Below are 18,111 nucleotides of genomic sequence, written 5' to 3' on the forward strand. Positions count from 1 at the left end.
TCGAAAAGGGTCCTGTTCTAGAAACAGCAGGGCGCGATGAATGTTCCGCCGAAACTCACCTTGATGGGGCCTTGTCCGCGAGGCGGCTAAAGCGCGTCGCATTTGGCCGGCCCCACGCGACGCGCTTTAGATTGTTGTTTTATGCATGTCGTTATCGCAAAACCGCTGCACGACCTCGGGTCAGGCCCGAGGGCATGCTTTTGCGCGACATGCATTAGAGCCCGAACGGATAGGTGTCGGGAACGCCGGTTCCGACATGCTCCGGCCCAAGCGACGTCACCGCGACGGTTTCGTCAAACCAGACGAACGCGTCAAACTGCTGGGCAAGAGAGGCATTCGCGTAATGGCTGCGCAGTTCGGTTTCCGGCCGATAGATCACGCCGATGAAGCGCTCCAGCCGACGCTCCAGAAGCCGCTCGCGCAACGTATCGTCGCGCTTGATGTCGAGCAGGAAACGCGAGACGCCGCTATCATGGCAAAGCCGCTCGTAGCTATCGCTATGGGAAGGCCGCACCCGCTTGATCTCCATCTCGCTGTCCCAGTCGGAGGCCGCGGCGACTGTCCCGGAATGCGTGCTGAGCCCGATCAAGGCTGCCTCGTCGCCGAAGCGCTGGCGGCAGAACTGGCCGATGTTCACTTCGTCCCTGACAATCCCCATTTCGGTGTAGCGGGCATCGCCGATATGGGAATTATGCGCCCACACGACTGCCTTGGCGTTGGAGCCGCGAGCTTCCAGCAGATGCTCGAGCGTCTCGAACATATGGGTATCGCGTAAATTCCAGGACTGCGCGCCGCCATAGTACATGATCCGGTAGTAGCGTTCCGCGGAAGCGATCAGCCGGGCATTCTGGGTGGCATCCATGAAATCGACGCCGTCCTGCTGGGCATAGTCGAGTTGCCTGGCAAGCAGTTCGCGGCATTGTTCGAGCACGGCCTGCTCGCATTTCTCGTAGCCGGAGGTGAGCGCGACACGGCCGTAGGTGGATGGTTCATGTTGCCAAGGCGTCAGGCAGCCATAGCGTTCACGCGCGATCTTTGCTGCCTGCGGATCGACCCGGTCGAGATATTGCAGAACCGCGGCGATCGATCCGGTCATATTGTAGATGTCGAGGCCATAGAACCCGGCTAGCCGGGACGATAGCCTGATGCGCTCGTTGTGATGTCGCATCCAGTCGACGAACGCCGCAACGTCGGTGTTGCGCCACATCCAGGTGGGAAACCGCTGGAACGGCGGATCGGCGTTGGCGCGTGGCGGCCGATGGCGGACGTAGCGGTCGATCGCCGCTGCATCAGGCCAGTCGGCCTCGACAGCGACAATGGTGAAGCCGTGCTTCTCGATGAGCCTGCGGGTGATCGCGGCGCGGGCCCGGTAGAACTCCGACGTGCCGTGGCTCGCTTCACCGAGCAGGACGACGCGCCGGTCGCCAAACCGATCGAACGATTCGCCGAACGCCGGATCGTCGAAATCCGGCAGCGGTTCGGCCGCCGCCGCGATCATCTCCGGCAGGCTGCGCGTGCGTGCGCGTCCGGACGGGCGATCATTCGCGATACGGTTGCCGTTCTCGGGCCAGCCCTGCTCGCCAATGAGCGGGACAAACCGCACGCCGCCGAAATCCTCCTCGCTGTAAGTTGCAGCGCCGGTTCGGGTGACCTTGAGAAGGCGCTGATCATGTGGATCGTCGCCCACCGGGATGACGAGCCTGCCGCCGACGTCGAGCTGTTCCTGAAGCGCGAGCGGCGCACCGGGTCCGCCGGCGGCGACCAGAATGGCGTCGAAGGGCGCTGCGTCGGGCCAGCCTTTGGTGCCATCGCCGGTGCGGACTTCGATATTGTCGTAGCCAAGCTCTTGGAACCGCTGTCTCGCCGTTTCGGCCAACCCGGCGTGGCGCTCGATCGTGTAGACGCGTTCGACGATCCGGCTCATCACGGCAGCCGCGTAGCCCGAACCGGTGCCAACCTCGAGGACATGGTCGCCCGTTCCGATTTCCGCCATCTCGATCATCAAGGCGACGATGTAGGGCTGCGATATCGTCTGACCCTCGGCGATCGGCAACGGCCCGTCCTCGTAGGCGAATTCTTCAAAGCCGGGAGCGACGAAAGCCTCGCGCGGAACCTCGCGCATCGCTTCCAGCACTTCGCGGTCATGGATGCCACGGCGGCTGAGATGGACTTCGACCATTCGGTTGCGTGCGTGGGAAAGATCGAGCATTTTTTTGCTCCTCTTGCGAGCAGACAGCCCCCGATTGTCCCCTAATCGTGCCCGACGGCTCATCGAGTATGCGCTCGGCCTCGGCAACTCATGTCGGGCGGCTAGTCTCCTTAACCGTTGGCGAGCTTTCAGGTTCCTGCAAAAGAGCGATTGGCGGGCGCAAATGGCGGCTCCAGCCGAACTTATTTCCGTGAAAATCCTTTCTCCAGAGCGATGTCACTCCAGATATCGACGGGCGAACGCATTCTGGAGAATTTTCGATGAACGACGAGGCTCAGAAAGCTGCGACCACAACGGGCCTTTATCAGGTCGATCTCATGGACCGTTATTGGCGGGCCGCGAACTACATTTCGGTTGGCCAGATCTATCTGATGGACAATCCGCTGCTGCGCGAGCCGCTGAAAGCCGAACACGTCAAGCCGCGGCTGCTTGGCCATTGGGGCACGACGCCTGGCCTCAACTTCATCTACGTCCACCTGAACCGCGTCATCCGTCAACGCGGTCTCGACGTTCTGTTTATCTGCGGCCCAGGTCATGGCGGCCCGGCGATGGTCGCAAACACCTGGCTCGAGGGCAGCTACAGCGAAATCTATCCCGAAATCGGCCAAGGCGAAGACGGCCTGAGGAAACTTTTTCGGCAATTCTCGTTCCCCGGAGGAGTGCCGAGCCACGCTGCTCCGGAAACGCCCGGCTCGATCCATGAAGGCGGAGAACTGGGATATGCGCTGGTCCATGCTTTCGGCGCGGCCTTCGACAATCCCGACCTGGTGGTGGCCTGCGTCGTCGGCGACGGCGAAGCGGAAACCGGTCCGCTCGCGGCGGCATGGCACTCCAACAAGTTCCTCAACCCGGCATCCGACGGCGCTGTCCTGCCGATCCTGCATCTCAACGGCTACAAGATCGCCAACCCGACGATCCTTGCGCGCATGGATGACGTGGAATTGCGAGCCCTGTTCGCCGGCTATGGCTACGAACCTTTTTTCGTCGAAGGTCACGAGCCGGTTCCCATGCATCGGTTGATGGCCACCAAGCTGGACACTGTGCTCGACAGAATCCGCTCGATCCAGGAGCGCGCGCGTACGCCGTTCTGGCAAGGAGAGCGTCCGCTGTGGCCGATGATCGTGCTGCGCAGCCCGAAGGGGTGGACCGGCCCGAAGGAGGTCGATGGCGAGAAGGTCGAGGATTTCTGGCGCTCGCATCAAGTGCCGGTGTCGAACGCCCGCAGCAATGCGGGACACCGCAAGATCCTCGAAGACTGGATGCGGAGCTACGAACCGGAAAAGCTGTTCGACGACAGCGGGCATCTTCTTCCAGAGCTGGCGGCGCTTGCGCCAACCGGATCCAAGCGCATGGGCGCAACCCCCTATGCCAACGGCGGACTGCTGAAGCGCGACCTCGTGCTTCCCGATTGGAAAAACCTGGCGCTCGATGTGCCGCGTCCGGGTGGCGCCAAGGCCGAGGCGACGCGGGTTCTCGGGGGCTATCTTCGCGACGTCATGAGCCTGAATGCGCAGGCCGGGAATTTCCGGCTGATGGGGCCGGACGAGACATCCTCCAACCGGCTTGACGAGGTATTCGAGGTTACCGACCGGGTCTGGATGCAGCGGATGGAGCCCTATGACGTAAAACTCTCCCGGGACGGCCGCGTCATGGAAGTGCTCAGCGAGCATCTCTGCCAGGGATGGCTGGAGGGCTATCTGCTGACCGGCCGCCATGGCCTGTTCTCCTGTTACGAGGCGTTCATCCACATCGTCGATTCCATGGTCAACCAGCATGCGAAATGGCTGAAGACATCCCGCGAACTTGCCTGGCGCGAGCCGATCGCTTCCCTCAACTACCTGCTGACCTCGCATGTCTGGCGGCAGGATCACAACGGCTTCAGCCACCAGGATCCGGGCTTTGCCGATTTCGTCGCCAACAAGAAGGCCGACACGGTCAGGCTCTATTTCCCGCCGGATGCCAACACGCTGCTGTGGATCACCGACCATTGCCTGAGAACCTATAACCGCATCAACGTCATCACCGCCGGCAAGCAGCCGGCGCCGCAATTTCTGTCTGTTGAAGCCGCGGAAGTGCATTGCAGGGCGGGGGCGGGGATCTGGGAGTGGGCCGGGACGGTTGCCAAGGGCGAGGATCCGGACGTGGTCATGGCCTGCGCCGGCGACGTGCCGACACTGGAGACGCTCGCGGCCGCCGACATTCTGCGTTCGGCGCTTCCGGACCTGAAGGTACGCGTCGTCAACGTGGTCGACCTGATGACGCTGCAGTCGAATTCAGAGCATCCGCATGGCCTGGCGGACGAGGATTTCGACGCGCTGTTCACGAAGGCCAGGCCGGTCATCTTCGCCTATCACGGCTATCCCTATCTCATCCACCGCCTGACCTACCGGCGCGCCAACCATGACAACATGCACGTGCACGGCTTTCGCGAGGAAGGCACCACGACGACGCCGTTCGACATGGTCGTGCTCAATGAGCTCGACCGCTACCACCTGGCGCTCGCGGCGGTCGAAGGCGTGCCTGGGCTCGCCGAACGGGCGAAAGACCTTGCCGCCGAACTTCACGGGAAGCTTGCCGAACACAAGGCTTACGTCCGCGAGCATGGCGAAGACATGCCCGAGATCCAGGAGTGGAACTGGCCCGAGAACAGCGCGACGAAGGCTGGCGATTGATGCGACAGGCAATTCTTGCACTGAACGCCGGCTCCTCCAGCATCAAGTTCGGACTATACGATCTTGAGCCGTCCGCCGAACTGCAACTTGTCTCGCGTGGCACGCTGGATCTGGGCGATGCGCCGAGGCTCAGCGCGAAAGCGGCCGACGGAACAGCGCAATGTGATCGGCGGCTTGCCGGAGACGCACGCGATACGGGCATCGGCGATTTGCTCCGCTGGATCGAGAGCGAACTTGGCGGCAGGAAACTGGTCTGCGCCGGTCACCGCATCGTGCATGGCGGGCGCGAGTTCGTCGAACCCGTCCGCCTGACGCCGGTCGTGATCGAGGCCCTGGACAGGCTGACACCGCTTGCGCCGCTGCACCAGCCCCGCAGTCTCGCGCCGATCCGCACACTTGCGGCGCTGCGGCCGGATCTGCCGCAGGTCGGCTGCTTCGACACCGCCTTCCATCAGGCGATCGATCCGATCGTCAGCCGCTTCGCGCTGCCGCGCAAATACGATGCGGACGGAATCCGCCGCTACGGGTTTCATGGTCTTTCCTACGAGTACATCGCCGGGCGGCTCAAGGCGATATCGCCGGCGCTTGCAGCGAAGCGGACGATCGTCGCCCATCTCGGCAACGGGGCGAGCCTGTGCGCCATGCGCGACGGGAGAAGCTTCGACACGACGATGGGCTTTTCCGCGCTCGACGGGCTGGTCATGGGCACGCGTTGCGGCGCCATCGATCCGGGCGTGCTTTTGTACCTCGTCCTGGAACGAGGCATCGCCGGAGAGGCTCTGCAGCATATGCTCTATGAGCAATCCGGGCTGCTTGGAATATCCGGCATCTCGGGCGACATGCGCACGCTGGAAGCGAGCGACGACCCCCACGCCCGCGAAGCTGTAGAGCTTTTTGCCTTCAGGGCGGCACGGGAAGCTGCCGCGCTCGCCAACACGCTGGGCGGCCTCGAATGCCTGGTGTTCACCGCCGGCATCGGCGAGCGCTCGGCGCCGGTCCGCAAGGCAATATGCGAAAGGCTTGATTGGCTTGGCGTGGCGATCGACGAGCCATCCAATGCCGCCCATGCCGGGATCATAAGCCGACCTGACAGCAAGGTCGAAATACGCGTCGTCGCGACCGACGAGGAGAGCATCATTGCCCGCCACGCGCGGGTGCGAGGGGATGCTTGATAACGCAGTCAGCGGCGCGTTTCCGGGGCAAGGAACCCTGCGCGTCCGCGACCGTTTCCCCTATCTGATGACCATGGGGGATGATTACCAAAGGGACAAATCCAATGGCTGAGACCACCAATATGGCAGGCACCTCAAAGGCGGCAAACGACGCGCAGGAAGCGATGAAGAAACAGATCGCCGAGCTTCGTCGCGAAATCGCCAAAATAAATCGGACCCTTTCCGACCGTGCCGAGGAGGCACAGGGCTGGTACGAGAGCGCCGCCGAACGGGCCTCGCGCGCAGCCCGGCAATTGCGTAGCCAGGCACACACCGTGACCGAAACCGTCCAGCAGAACCCAGGCACGATCTCTACGGCGATGATGCTTGGCGGCGTGCTCGGCGTTCTTTTGGGAATTGTGATTGCAAAGAGCTCCGAGCCTGAACGGCGGTGGTTCTAGAGCATTTTGCAGCCAAAAATCTTGGTCTGGCGTCCAACAAAATGCGTAAACCAAGGAGTTAGAGCGCGGTTTTGGTCCACCAAAACGCAAAGCGCTCTAGCGGCAGATCACCACCCGCGCGGTGCCGAGGCTGCCTTCGCGTCGCGCGCGCCTGTTCCCTCAGCAGGCCGTAGAGCACCTACGATACATCGCCGCAGCCTGTTGCCTCCTCGTAAGCACGTCGAAGGAGCTTTAGTCCTCTGTGGATCTGGCCCTCGGTCAGACTTGCGAATCCCATCACCAGGCCGAGGCAGCTGCGACCCAATGTCTGGTCGAAGTAATGCGGCGATATCGAATAGATGCCAACTCCGAGCGCGGCGGCTTTATCGATGAACGATGCCGCCATGGAGGGCGGCGTGTCGTGAAACCAGACGACGACGTGCAGACCGGCCTCTGCGCCTTCGACCCGGACGAGATCGCGGAATTCCGCCTGCAGAGCGTCCAGGAGCGCTGCACGTCGGCGGGCATTTTGACGCCGGGCCTTGCGCACGTGGCTTTCGTAGACGCCGGATTCCATCAGGGTCGCAAGCGCCTCCTGTTCGAGGCTGGGGGCATGCCTGTCCGTCAGCCGCTTGGCATGGGCAAAAACCTCCTGCAACTCACGCGGAACGACGACGTAGCCGATCCGCAGCAACGGCGACAGTGTCTTCGAGACCGTACCGATATAGATGACGTTCGACGCGCCTCCCAGCGCGCGAAGCGGCGGTATCGGGTTCATGTCGAAACGATATTCGCTGTCGTAGTCGTCCTCGACGATGTAGGCCCTCTTCTCTTTCGCCCATCCTAGCAGTTGCTGGCGTCGACCCATCGACATTACGCTTCCGAGGGGAAACTGATGTGAAGGCGTGACGTAAGCCAGCCGCGCGTCAACATCCGCCAGCAAGTCCGCCCTGATGCCTTCGGCGTCGACCTCCACCGGGGCGGCGATGGCTCCTGTCATCTCGAAGACGCTCCGTGCCATCGGGTAGCAGGGCTCTTCGATGGCGAAGCCGTCGCCCTCATCGAGAAGCAGGCGGGCGCAGAGATCCAGTCCCTGCTGAGAACCGTTGACGACGACGATCTCGCTCACCTCGCACCGGATGCTGCGCGCTCGCCATAGATAGCCCTGCAGGGCGGCACGCAGGCGGATCAAGCCACAGGGGTCGCCATAGGACAGCTTGAGCGGCCGTCCCAGCGCAGCATCGTTCATGGCCTTTCGCCAGGCAAGGGTCGGGAAGTCAGAGGCCGACATGTCGCCGTAGCGGAAGTCGGCGACGAGCTTCTCCGACGCAACCCGCATCGGGATGGCTCGGGATCGAAGCCTTTCTGCGAAAGCGGAGAGGCTGTGTGGCTCTGCGGCTGTATCAACGAGGTCTCCCGGCTCGCTGTGCGCGACCTTGATGGCCACCCGTGGCCGCGCGCCATGTCGAATGACCACGAACCCCTCGGCGGCGAGCTGTTCGTAAGCGGACGTCACAGTCGTTCGCGAGACGCCAAGCTCGACCGCCAGTGCACGAGCCGACGGAAGCACGTCTCCGCGGCCGTAGACCTCCGCCACGATCTGTTCCCGCAGGTTCTCATAGATCCCGCGCGCGCCCAATCCCGACGACGAACTTCCCGACGACGAATTCTGCTTGCTGGACTGGGCCATTCGCGATTACCCAAATGAAGACGTTTCGTTGATCCAGACATTACCGGGAAAATCAGCCAGGCAAAGGCATGAGGCCAACTGGACCAGCGCTTTTTATTCAAAACTGGTTCTAGGTCAGGGCCAGTTGTGCTTGTATTGATGCCGCCAGATTGCACCTCCTGGGAAGTAAAATGCTGGCCGACCAATTCATCATCGTCTTTACCGCCTACGTCATCGCTGCCGGCAGTCCCGGGCCGAGCAATATGCGTATCATGGCCGTCGCCATGAACGACGGCCGCGGGGCCGCGCTGGCAATCGCGTCCGGCGTGGTCAGTGGCTCGATCTTTTGGGGCCTGATGGCGGCGACAGGCGTCTCGGCGATCCTCAGCCGATACGCGCAGGCACTCGTGGTCCTGCAGCTGGTTGGAGGCCTGTATCTTCTCTATCTCGCCTTCAAAGCGGGCAAGGCTGCGCTTTCTTCAGGCAAGGATCAGCTTCGCCCGACCAACGAACGAAAGGCGACGGCGGCCACTCTCTACAAGCGCGGACTGCTGATGCATCTCACCAATCCGAAATCGATCCTGGCATGGATCGCGCTGATGACGCTGGGACTCGGGCCCGGGTCGTCGTCGCATACGGTTCTCGTGATCCTAGCGGGCTGCGCGGTGCTGAGCGTCACCATCTTCTGCGGCTACGCGATCGTCTTTTCGACCGCTCCCATGGTCGCCCTGTATCGGCGGGCGCGGCGCTGGATCGAAGGCACGCTGGCGGTATTCTTCGGATTTGCCGGGCTAAAGCTTCTCCTGACCCGCATCTGAAAAGGTTCCTTCATGTCACTCTTCCAAGCCCTTTCAGCATTCCCGATCACCCCGGCGGACGCTTCCGGCAGGCTCGACCCCGTCGCCCTCGCGCGCCTTCTGAGGAACATCGAGGAGGCGAGAGCGGACTCCATCGGACTGCTCGGCAGTACCGGCGCCTATGCTTTCCTCACGCGACAAGAGCGTCGACGGGCGATCGAAACGGCAATGGACACGGTCGGCGGCAAAATCCCGGTTATTGTCGGCGTCGGAGCGATCCGGACCAGCGATGCCGTGGACCTTGCCCGTGACGCGAAGGCTGCGGGCGCCGATGGCCTGCTCCTCGCTCCGGTTTCCTATACGCCGCTCGTCGACGACGAGGTCTTCGAACACTTCGCCACAGTCGCCGATGCGGGGCAACTCCCGCTTTGCATCTACAACAATCCCGGCACGACCAGGTTCACCTTCAGCCTGGACCTCATTTCCCGCTTGTCGAAGGTGGCGAACATCGAAGCCGTGAAGATGCCTTTGCCGTCCGGTGGTGACTTCACGTCCGAACTTGCCTCCCTCCGGTCTGCGACCGGGTCGGCATTCAGGATCGGCTACAGCGGCGACTGGGGCGGCGCGCCTGCGCTGCTCGCCGGGAGCGACGCCTGGTATTCCGTCGTCGCAGGACTTCTGCCGTCACAGGCCCTGGCCCTGACGCGAGCGGCGCAAGCCGGGGACGCTGCGACCGTCGAGCGACTCGACGCCGCATTCGGACCGCTTTGGGCGCTGTTCAAGGAATTCGGCAGTTTTAGGGTGATGTATGTCGTCGCCAGGCTTCTGAACCTGTGCGACGTCGATCCGCCACGCCCTGTCCTCCCGCTGAAGGACCAGGCACGGCAGCGCGTCGCCGCCGCTCTCGACCATCTCGATGCGGTTTTCTCCGCTGGTTGTATGCAAGCTCGATAGACAGTCTTAATCAGGACATTTCCATGCTGGAATCCAACGCCTTCACCGTCTACCTGTTCACGGCATTCCTGCTGGCGATTACTCCGGGTCCGGGGATTTTTTATGTCGCCGCCCGAACCCTTTCCGGCGGTCGCTCGGAAGGAATCGCTTCGAGCCTTGGCAATGGTCTCGGCGGGCTGTTTCATGTCGTGGCCGGCAGCCTTGGCGTCTCGGCGATCGTGCTGGCAAGCGCCGAATTGTTCACGGCGCTCAAGGTGGTCGGCGCGCTCTATCTGGTCTGGATGGGATACCGAACCATTCGCCATGCCAGGCTCGACTACAAGTCGCTGGGTCATTCGGAGCTGCCCGTCGGCACGATGCGGGCCTTCAGGGATGGCGTTCTTGTCGAAGTGATGAACCCGAAGACGGCCGCATTCTTCCTCGCCCTTCATTCCCCAGTTTGTCGATACATCGTCGGATCACGTCGTTCTGCAGTTCCTGATCCTCGGCGCCATCTCAGTTGCCCTCAACACGCTCGCCGATATTGTCGTGGCGTTTGCAGCCGGAAGACTTCGCGATGGCGCGGCGTCGCGTGGGAATCTCGTTCGCCGTCTTCGTGAAGGCTCGGGCGGTGCCATGATCATGCTTGGATGCGGGCTGCTGCTGGCAAGGCGCCCAGTTGCTTGAGCTTGTGAGAAGGAGCAAAAATGCATGACGGCCGCTGGCCGTGTACCTGCGATGACGGCCGAATTCACTTACCTCATCGACATCAGGTTCGTGACCAGACCTGCCTTGACCTCAAGCGCAGGCGCGGGTGCCTCGGCATGACCGATGTCCCGCAACCGCTCGGGGGTCAAACCAGCAATTGCCCGACGTCTTGAGACGGTCTGTTGCCAGGTCTTGAGCGCCGCGATTGCGGTTGCTGTGGTTTTCAGCATAAGTCCAAGCAGACGGTGACGATCGACGCGGGTTTGCGTGTGAGCCATTTCGGCGTCCATCATCATTGTCGCGCAGGGTTGAACTGCGGGGCGCCTGTTCCACTGCGCCTTACGGCTTGCGGCCGATCACGGCGCCGTTCGCGCCGGGTGCCTCGAACCAGACCGTCTCGATGTGCCGGAATCCGGCTTCCTCGAGCCACGCCGAATATTCGGCCTGCGTGTTGTTTCGTCCTTCCGTCTCGATCAGCATGTTGAGGCTCATCAGCGCCGCCGGCGCCGGTCCGGTCTTTTCGTCATTGACGAGAAGCTCGCTGATGACGACTGCGCCGCCGCTCGGCAAAGCCCCGAACGACCGGCGCAGCAGGGCGCGGTTCTTCGCCTCGTCCCAATCGTGCAGGATCATCGACAGGAGATGCAAATCGTGATCCCCGGGAAGCTGCTCGAAGAAGTTGCCGCCTGCGGTCTCGATCCGGTCGGTCAAACCGGCCTCGGCAATCTTTCCCGCGGCGATCGCGGCGACATGCGGCAAGTCGAACACGGTCGCACGCAGCGCCCCATACTGTTTGCAAAGCTCGATGTTGTACGCCCCCGATCCGCCGCCGATGTCCAGGAGGCGGCGGAAATATCCGAAATCCATCGCTTCGCCGAGCTTGCGCGCGGTCATCGTGGAGACCGAATGCATCGCCTCCCAGAACAGCGCTAGCATCATCGGATCTTCGCCGTCGAACGCCGAGGATCGCACAGCTGGGTCCCACGTGGTCGGCCGGTTCGTGCGCAGCGCCTCGGTAAGCCTGCCCCAGCCGGGATAGAGCCGCTTGTCGAGCATCTGCACACGCCGCCGAAGTAATACGGTTTTCCGCGCACGAGATAGGTTTCGCTTAACGGCGTGTTGCGATAGCGGCCGCCGGTTTTCTCCAGGAGCCCGAGTGCAGCGCAGCCGGTCAACAGCATCTCGGCCGGGCGTTGATGCAGGCTGAGCGCTTCCGCCAGCTCCGCAACCATCTTGCCGGCGCCGCCCGCAAGGCGGCTGAAGAGGTCCAACTCATGCGCAGCGGCCAGAGTCTTGAAGGCCCAGAAACCGGTCGAAAGCGCCATCAGCGGGACGGCGGAAGGAAGTTCCGGCGTGGCGGCAATCGGTTGGACGGTTGCATCTTTGGCCTGAGGCGCTGTCCGCGAAAGTTGACTGGCCATGATCACCTCCTCTTTCATAGCAAGTCACGACTGCAACCGGCTGGCGCAACCGGCTGGCTTGTGACAATCCACGCGGCGAGCGTGTGGCTGCGGTCTGCTGAAGTGCGAATCTGGCGGTGCGGCGTTACGCTACGATTTCAGAGGGAGAAAATTCGGTCACATCTGAACTTGTATTATTTGGCCGGAGCCGGCTGACTTTCTCGATCGTGCCGGCATCACCGAGCGATACGGCGCAGGGTCAAAGCAGCGACAGTGCTGGCCGCTGCCAGAAGCGGCAGCCAGGCTTGCGGATCGCCCATGGCGTGCAGCGTCAGGCCGCTGAGCAGCAGCCACAGCAGCGGGATCGCCAACAGCAGCGGCACAAGCCCGCCGCTCGCGGCAAGCAGGACGCCGAGCGCTGCGATCGCCGTCGGGTCCGGCGCGATGCCGAAGACCTCGGCGCTCGCCCATGGCCGCCCGAAGAGCGGCGGCAGCAGGGGATAAACGACGAGGCCAGCGACCGCGATCAGCAGCCCGAGCCGCTCTGCGAGGTCCCGCCGGTCAAAGGCGAGGCCGCCGCGCGCACCGCCGATCACCAGCAGCAGCGCCTGCAGGCCGAAGGCCGGCGCGACATAGGCGATCGCCCAGTTGATCGCGGCATAGCGGCTCCACAGCAAGGACCAGCCGACGAAGGCAAAGAGCGCCGCGAGGACGAGCGCTATCCACAGACCATGGCGACGCGGCCGCCTAAGCACGAGCAGGACAATGGCGAGGCCGGCGGCGAGCGTCAGGAGATGCAGCGGCCAGAACGCGGCATTGGCCAATTCGAACATGCGCCAATAGACGCGCGGCGAGAAGAGCAGGAAATCCTCCAGCCGGTAGGTCCACCATTCCGACATCCAAGCAGGTTCCACAAAAGCCTCCCACGGTTTTGCGACATGAACCTGCGACAAACAACAGAATCCAGGCAGGCATTCGTGGGCCAGCCGACGAATGCCTGCTTAGAGGTCCCGGACATAGGCCGCCATCCGCTCGCGCATGGCCGTGTCGGGGAGGGGACCGGTCGCTGCCAACAGGTTCTCGCGCACGTGGTCGACGCGGGTGGTGGCGGGGATGGCGACGGTGACGGCGGGATGCGAAACGATGAATTTCAGTATGAACTGCGCCCAGGCCGCAGCACCGATCCCGGCCGCCCAGTCCGGCAACGTCTCGCCCTGGAGCTGGCGCGTCAGCGCGCCTTGCCGAAACGGCCGGTTGATGATGACACCCATGCCGCGCTCGGCCGCCAGCGGCAGCAGCCGTTCCTCCGCTTCACGGTCGACGACGTTATAGGTGAGCTGCACGAAGTCGAGCGGATGCGCGCGCATGATCTGTTCGAATAAGTCGTGCCGCCGTCCTTCGGACGTCGTGATGCCGACATAGCGGATCCGCCCGTCCGCCTTCATGGCGAACAGGGTTTCGAGATGCGTCTCCCAGGCGACGAGGTTGTGGACCTGCACGAGGTCGAAACGCGGCACCCCCCAGAAGCGACGCGACTGCTCGATCTGCGCGGGTCCGTCGGCGGAGGAGGTCCAGACCTTCTCGGCGGAAAACAGCGCTTCAGGCCGGCCGAGCTTTTCGAGGCCATAGCCGATCACGGGCTGCGAGGAGCCGTACATTGGCGAGGAATCGATCATGCGGCCGCCCGCCGCGAAGAAGGCCGCCATCACCTCGGCGCACTCGTCGCGCAGCACCGGATCGTCGCCGACATTGAAGGTGATCCAGGTGCCCAGGCCGACAGCGGGAAGCATCTCTCCCGAGGAGGGCACGGTCCGCATCACCGGCGCGGGCGGCGCGCCGGGCGCGGCTGCCGGCAACACCAGAGCCGCGCCGGAAGCGGCGGCAGCCTTAACGAATGTCCTGCGGGTGATGATCATCGTCTGCCATCCCTGTCCTTTCGACCTCTTGTACTCCCGATCCCAAGAATGGTTCCGGCCGACCGGCTTTTCGCAAGGCCGATCGGCGGGGAGCCGGCGGTTGTCTCTGGCAAAGGTTCGGATATGGAACGTCTGCCTGAAACACGAACGAATGCTGCAGGGCCTGGGTTGCGCCAGCCAGCCCGATTAGCTGGAACCCGATTAGCTGGCCGGGTTACCTGGGGCTGGCTCTTGTCCTGACTTGATGGCGCTGGCGGGCATATGCCACGCAGCCGTCTACCGTGCTGACGCAGAGCGCATCGCGGTGGTTCGGCGTGTTGTTGTCGCCGGCGTAGGCAACCTCGGCAACACGGCCGTCGACCATTCGGATTTGCGTGTTGCAATAGCCGCCAGGATCGACATTGAGCGATCCTCCAACCGTCGGGATCGCACCCACGGCCAAGGTTGGAATCACCACGTTGAGATTGCCGCGTTGAACGGTACGCTGATAGGTCCAGATCTGGCTTGCCCCCGCATCAGCGGTGGCAGTCGGAAAGCCGGCGCACATTCGAACGTCCGCCTCGCTGAGACCAACCATCTCTTTGCGGGCTGCCGCCGTTGTGGCGTCTTCCTTCGGGAGGTTCGACGTGTCGTCAGGGGCGACGCAGGAGGACACGATCGAACTGCCGGCCAGGAGAACAAGAGAGACAAGCTTGCGGATGCGGGAAAATATCATGTCACCGCGAAGTTAGGCGAGCAGACAACCGAGTCAACCTGCACAACTTCACGATGTCGTTGGTCGTGCCGCTCGGCTGGACTTGATGGCGCGACGGCCCGGATAGCTGCTCATGCTTGCCCGATGATGTCAGGCGTTACGCGATGTAAAATACGTACTTTCCTGACGATGTGGATAAACTAATGCTTTTCAGTCACACAAAATGATGAAACAATGAAATTGAGATCGGGGAAAATTCGATGCGCAACGTCAGCGGACATGGCAAGCGCCTGTCCTATTACGATTTCGGGCACACGACGGTGTACGCCTCCCGCTTCGACCAGCGCTTCCCCTATTGCGCCTATGTCCCCGACGACTATGACGAGGACGGCAACAAGACCTATCCGCTGGCGGTGATCGTGCATGGCACCGAGCGCGGCATGCTCGCCTACCGGGACGCCTTCGCCGACTTCGCCGAACAGAACGGCGTGATCGTGCTCGCCCCGCTGTTCCCGGCGAATATCTGTTTTCCGGGCGATCTTTCCTCTTACAAGATGTTGCGCCAGGGCGACCTCCATTACGATGCCGTGCTGCTCGACATGGTCGAGGAGATGCGCGAGCGCTATCGCATCCGCGGCGACCGCGTGCTGATGTACGGCTTCTCCGGCGGCGGCCATTTCACCCATCGTTTCCTGTTCCTCCATCCCGAACGTCTGCTGGCGGCATCGATCGGTGCGCCGGGCGTCGTGACCCTGCTCGACTTCGATCACGATTTCTGGGTCGGGGTGCGCGACTTCGAGAAAGTGTTCGGCAAGACCATCGACCTCGACGCCATGCGCAAGGTCGCCGTGCAGATGGTGATCGGTGGTGACGATCTCCAAACCTGGGAGATCACCATCAAACCGGAGGATGACTGGTGGATGCCCGGCGCCGATCTCGCCGGCGCGACCCGCAACGACCGGATCAGATCGTTGAAGGGCAGCCTGGAGAGACATGGCGTCGAGGTGCAGTTGGATGTCGTGCCTGGCATCGCTCACAACGACGGCGCGCTCATCGCCAAGGTCAAGGAGTTCTTTGCGCGGACATTGAATGCCGCGCCCGCCTGAAAAACTGCCGTCAAACTGGAGATAAAAAAATGGGAACAGGATTGATGATGGGAAGACGATTGTTTCAGGTGCTGGCGACAATCGCGGTGATGATTTGTGCACTGCCGGCGATGGCGCAGGAGCAGCCGAAAACCGGCGGCGCGCTCAAGGTCCGCATCAACGCAGACATCCGCGCCACCGACGGTCTTAATCGCGACGCAAACACCGACACTGTGCTGCACCATATCTTTGAGACGCTGGTGGCTTATCGCGCCGATCTCACGGTGGGCCCGGCATTGGCCGAATCCTGGGCAGTATCGGACGACGGCAAGACCTATGCCTTCACGTTGCGCGACGGCGCGGTTTTCCACAATGGCGACGCCGTAACCTCGTCCGACGTCAAATGGAACTGGGACCGCCGCATGGACCCGGCCAATCAGTGGTTCTGCATTCCGTTCTTCGACGGCAGCCAGGGCCTCAAGGTCGAGCAAGTGGCGACGCCTGATCCACGCACCGTGGTCTTCACGCTCAAGGCGCCGAATGCGCTCTTTCTGGCGCAACTCGCCAGTGTTCAATGCAATGGCTGGGTCGCCAGCCCGAAGAATGTCGGCGCCGACGGCAAGTGGCTCGCCGATTCCGCCATCGGCAGCGGCCCGTTCACGCTGAAGGAATGGGTCAAGGGCCAGTATTTGGTGCTCGAGCGCTTTGCCGACTACAAGCCGGTGAAGGAGGCGCCGAGCGGCTTTGCCGGCAGCCGTGAGGCTTATGTCGACGAGGTGCGCTTCATGGTCATCCCCGACACGGCGGCGGCGGAAACCGCGCTGTTTGCCGGCGAACTCGATGTCCTGCCCGATCTTGAATCATCGCGTGCCGAGGAAGCCAAGTCGCGCGGCATGACGGTGCTGTCGACGCAAGGCCTGTCGTGGACGGTGATCTTGCTGCAGACCAAGGACCCGCTGCTGTCGAACGTCAAAATACGCGAGGCGCTGGCGCATGCCGCCGACATCAACCAGATCGCCGCCGCCAGCACCAGCGGTGCCGCCACGGGAGGTCCCTCGGCCGTCGCCCAGGCGAGCTCGTTCTTCGACGACGACTTCCTCAAATGGCCGGAATACGACCCGGCCAAGGCCAAAGCCCTGCTGGACGAAGCCGGTTACAAGGGCGAGCCGATCAAGATCCAGACCAACACCCGCTACCAGGGCATGTACGAGAACGCCGTGCTGCTGCAGGCGATGCTGACGGCTGCGGGCTTCAACGCCCAGCTCGAAGTGCTGGATTGGGCGGCACAGCTCGACAACTACCTTGTCGGCAAATTCCAGATCCAGTCCTTTGGCTATTCGGCTCGTCTCGATCCGTCGCTGATGTATGGCGTCATCCTTGGCGACAAGGCGACCGATCCGACGGCGCAGTGGGACAGCAAGGAGGCTCTCGATCTCTACACGAAGTCGATGGCCACGACCGACGCCGGGCAACGCAAGGCACTGTTCAAGCAGCTCCATGCACTCATGGCAAAGGATGTGCCGATCCTTGGCCTCTATTACGAGCCGTCCCTCGATGCCGTGTCGCCGAAAGTAAAGGGCTATTCGGTATGGCCCGCGGCAAACCCCCATGTATGGGGTGTCTGGAAAAGCGAATAGGCCGGCGGTTCTCCTGGCACCGAAAGATAGGAGGCGTATTGCCCTCCGATCTTTCGTTTGAAGGTACCTGGTGGTGAAAACCTGACGGTTGGTACCCGTCATGGAAGACCTCTCTGGGTAGGATTTTGCGTTCACGTTCGCAATTAGAACGAGCAACCAGCGCCAATTCCAGTCATTCGTAGCCCTCCTCCAAACCTGACGTTCGCGCTACAGCTGCCGGCGATCCTGAGCCGACTGTCGGACGGTATGGCTGCCCGGATCCGCCTGGTCAGATCATATGCACGAGGTCGGGTTTTGCCATCTCTTCCTGCACATAGGTTATTCCCTGTTCGGCCAGCGCCGCGTGCAACGTTTGCGCCGTGGTTTTGAAGATGAGTTGGCCTTCGACGCAAACCTTGTGTTCGCGCGCCCTTCTCCGGAACCACAGTGCCTGCATATATGGCACGCTGCGCCTTAGGCCGACTTGCCGAGAGCTTTTCAGGATAAACCGAATCTGCTCACGCAGGGCCGCGTCGGTGTCTTCGCCGTGTTGAACGCAGTGCTCGATCAGAATCGGGTGGCGGCGTGAACGCGGTGTTGACCGCACGGGCCGCTTCTGCCGGTCCTCGACCTTGAGTTCGCCCGCCTCGGTCCCCTCGCGAATGATCGGCTCAAAGATCGTCACCATTCGCTCGATATGCGACTTGATGATCGCCCGGTTCTCCTGCATGGCGGCGACGATCATGTCGTGCATGCGCCTTTCCGGGAGTTGACACTCTCGACACTGCGCGAGAAAGGGGCGCATCTTCGAGGCGCCCGCG

General features: G+C 62.5%; 15 protein-coding genes and 2 pseudogenes. 8 read left to right on the forward strand and 9 right to left on the reverse strand.

Annotated features, from left to right (window positions below; all coding sequences use genetic code 11):
• Window positions 1-214 precede the first annotated feature (214 nt).
• Window positions 215-2,209, reverse strand: coding sequence for a protein-L-isoaspartate(D-aspartate) O-methyltransferase (locus AC0L2K_RS15215; RefSeq protein WP_473531702.1), 1,995 nt, complete (start codon window positions 2,207-2,209; stop codon window positions 215-217).
• Between the two features lie 260 nt (window positions 2,210-2,469).
• Between AC0L2K_RS15215 and AC0L2K_RS15220 the strand changes: the two genes are divergently transcribed.
• The 3 genes from AC0L2K_RS15220 to AC0L2K_RS15230 all read left to right on the forward strand — a co-directional run bounded on the left by AC0L2K_RS15220 (window position 2,470) and on the right by AC0L2K_RS15230 (window position 6,493).
• Entirely contained in the window at window positions 2,470-4,881 is a 2,412-nt protein-coding gene (locus tag AC0L2K_RS15220; protein WP_473531703.1) for a phosphoketolase family protein, read from the forward strand.
• The gene (locus AC0L2K_RS15225) at window positions 4,881-6,053 is read left to right on the forward strand and encodes an acetate/propionate family kinase (RefSeq protein ID WP_287180479.1); all 1,173 of its coding nucleotides are present in this window, start codon (window positions 4,881-4,883) and stop codon (window positions 6,051-6,053) included. The genes AC0L2K_RS15220 and AC0L2K_RS15225 overlap by 1 nt, the downstream gene beginning before the upstream one ends.
• 104 nt (window positions 6,054-6,157) lie before the next feature.
• Window positions 6,158-6,493, forward strand: coding sequence for a hypothetical protein (locus AC0L2K_RS15230; protein ID WP_236473713.1), 336 nt, complete (start codon window positions 6,158-6,160; stop codon window positions 6,491-6,493).
• A 178-nt stretch (window positions 6,494-6,671) separates the two neighbouring features.
• Here AC0L2K_RS15230 and pdxR read toward each other — a convergent pair whose 3' ends face one another.
• Entirely contained in the window at window positions 6,672-8,162 is a 1,491-nt protein-coding gene (pdxR, locus tag AC0L2K_RS15235; protein ID WP_473531704.1) for a MocR-like pyridoxine biosynthesis transcription factor PdxR, read from the reverse strand.
• Window positions 8,163-8,332: 170 nt separating this feature from the next.
• Between pdxR and AC0L2K_RS15240 the strand changes: the two genes are divergently transcribed.
• The 3 genes and pseudogenes from AC0L2K_RS15240 (at window position 8,333) to AC0L2K_RS15250 (ending at window position 10,558) form a co-directional block, all read left to right on the forward strand.
• On the forward strand, window positions 8,333-8,959 hold the full coding sequence (locus AC0L2K_RS15240; protein WP_023797805.1) for a LysE family translocator: 627 nt from the start codon (window positions 8,333-8,335) through the stop codon (window positions 8,957-8,959).
• 12 nt (window positions 8,960-8,971) lie between these two features.
• Window positions 8,972-9,892 (forward strand): dihydrodipicolinate synthase family protein, encoded by a 921-nt coding sequence (locus AC0L2K_RS15245; protein ID WP_023797806.1) that lies wholly within the window; start codon window positions 8,972-8,974, stop codon window positions 9,890-9,892.
• Window positions 9,893-9,915: 23 nt separating this feature from the next.
• Window positions 9,916-10,558: pseudogene (locus AC0L2K_RS15250) on the forward strand (LysE family translocator).
• A 68-nt stretch (window positions 10,559-10,626) separates the two neighbouring features.
• Here AC0L2K_RS15250 and AC0L2K_RS15255 read toward each other — a convergent pair.
• The 6 genes from AC0L2K_RS15255 to AC0L2K_RS15280 all read right to left on the reverse strand — a co-directional run bounded on the left by AC0L2K_RS15255 (window position 10,627) and on the right by AC0L2K_RS15280 (window position 14,610).
• Window positions 10,627-10,875: a hypothetical protein gene (locus AC0L2K_RS15255; RefSeq protein WP_473531705.1), complete on the reverse strand. Its 249-nt coding sequence runs from the start codon at window positions 10,873-10,875 to the stop codon at window positions 10,627-10,629.
• 43 nt (window positions 10,876-10,918) lie between these two features.
• On the reverse strand, window positions 10,919-11,551 hold the full coding sequence (locus AC0L2K_RS15260; protein ID WP_473531706.1) for a methyltransferase: 633 nt from the start codon (window positions 11,549-11,551) through the stop codon (window positions 10,919-10,921).
• Window positions 11,515-12,018 carry a methyltransferase family protein gene (locus tag AC0L2K_RS15265; RefSeq protein WP_473531707.1) on the reverse strand — a complete coding sequence of 168 codons (504 nt, stop codon included), beginning with the start codon at window positions 12,016-12,018 and terminating at the stop codon, window positions 11,515-11,517. Before AC0L2K_RS15265 ends, AC0L2K_RS15260 begins: the two co-directional genes overlap by 37 nt.
• A gap of 197 nt (window positions 12,019-12,215) precedes the next feature.
• A complete protein-coding gene (locus tag AC0L2K_RS15270; RefSeq protein ID WP_245277599.1) occupies window positions 12,216-12,893 on the reverse strand; it encodes a DUF6064 family protein in 678 nt (225 codons plus the stop codon).
• Window positions 12,894-12,980: 87 nt separating this feature from the next.
• Window positions 12,981-13,796, reverse strand: a complete 816-nt coding sequence (locus tag AC0L2K_RS15275; protein ID WP_473531712.1) for an aldo/keto reductase — start codon at window positions 13,794-13,796, stop codon at window positions 12,981-12,983.
• A gap of 313 nt (window positions 13,797-14,109) precedes the next feature.
• Entirely contained in the window at window positions 14,110-14,610 is a 501-nt protein-coding gene (locus AC0L2K_RS15280; protein WP_128177722.1) for a hypothetical protein, read from the reverse strand.
• A gap of 239 nt (window positions 14,611-14,849) precedes the next feature.
• On the opposite strand from AC0L2K_RS15280, the gene AC0L2K_RS15285 reads away from it, so the two are divergent.
• Together AC0L2K_RS15285 and AC0L2K_RS15290 are read left to right on the forward strand one after the other, a co-directional pair.
• Window positions 14,850-15,695 (forward strand): alpha/beta hydrolase, encoded by an 846-nt coding sequence (locus AC0L2K_RS15285; RefSeq protein ID WP_128177724.1) that lies wholly within the window; start codon window positions 14,850-14,852, stop codon window positions 15,693-15,695.
• A 29-nt stretch (window positions 15,696-15,724) separates the two neighbouring features.
• Window positions 15,725-17,311 carry an ABC transporter substrate-binding protein gene (locus AC0L2K_RS15290; RefSeq protein WP_287180482.1) on the forward strand — a complete coding sequence of 529 codons (1,587 nt, stop codon included), beginning with the start codon at window positions 15,725-15,727 and terminating at the stop codon, window positions 17,309-17,311.
• A gap of 268 nt (window positions 17,312-17,579) precedes the next feature.
• Here AC0L2K_RS15290 and AC0L2K_RS15295 read toward each other — a convergent pair.
• Window positions 17,580-18,111: pseudogene (locus tag AC0L2K_RS15295) on the reverse strand (hypothetical protein); the annotation flags it as partial.

This window comes from Mesorhizobium sp. WSM4817 (genome assembly GCF_055811135.1).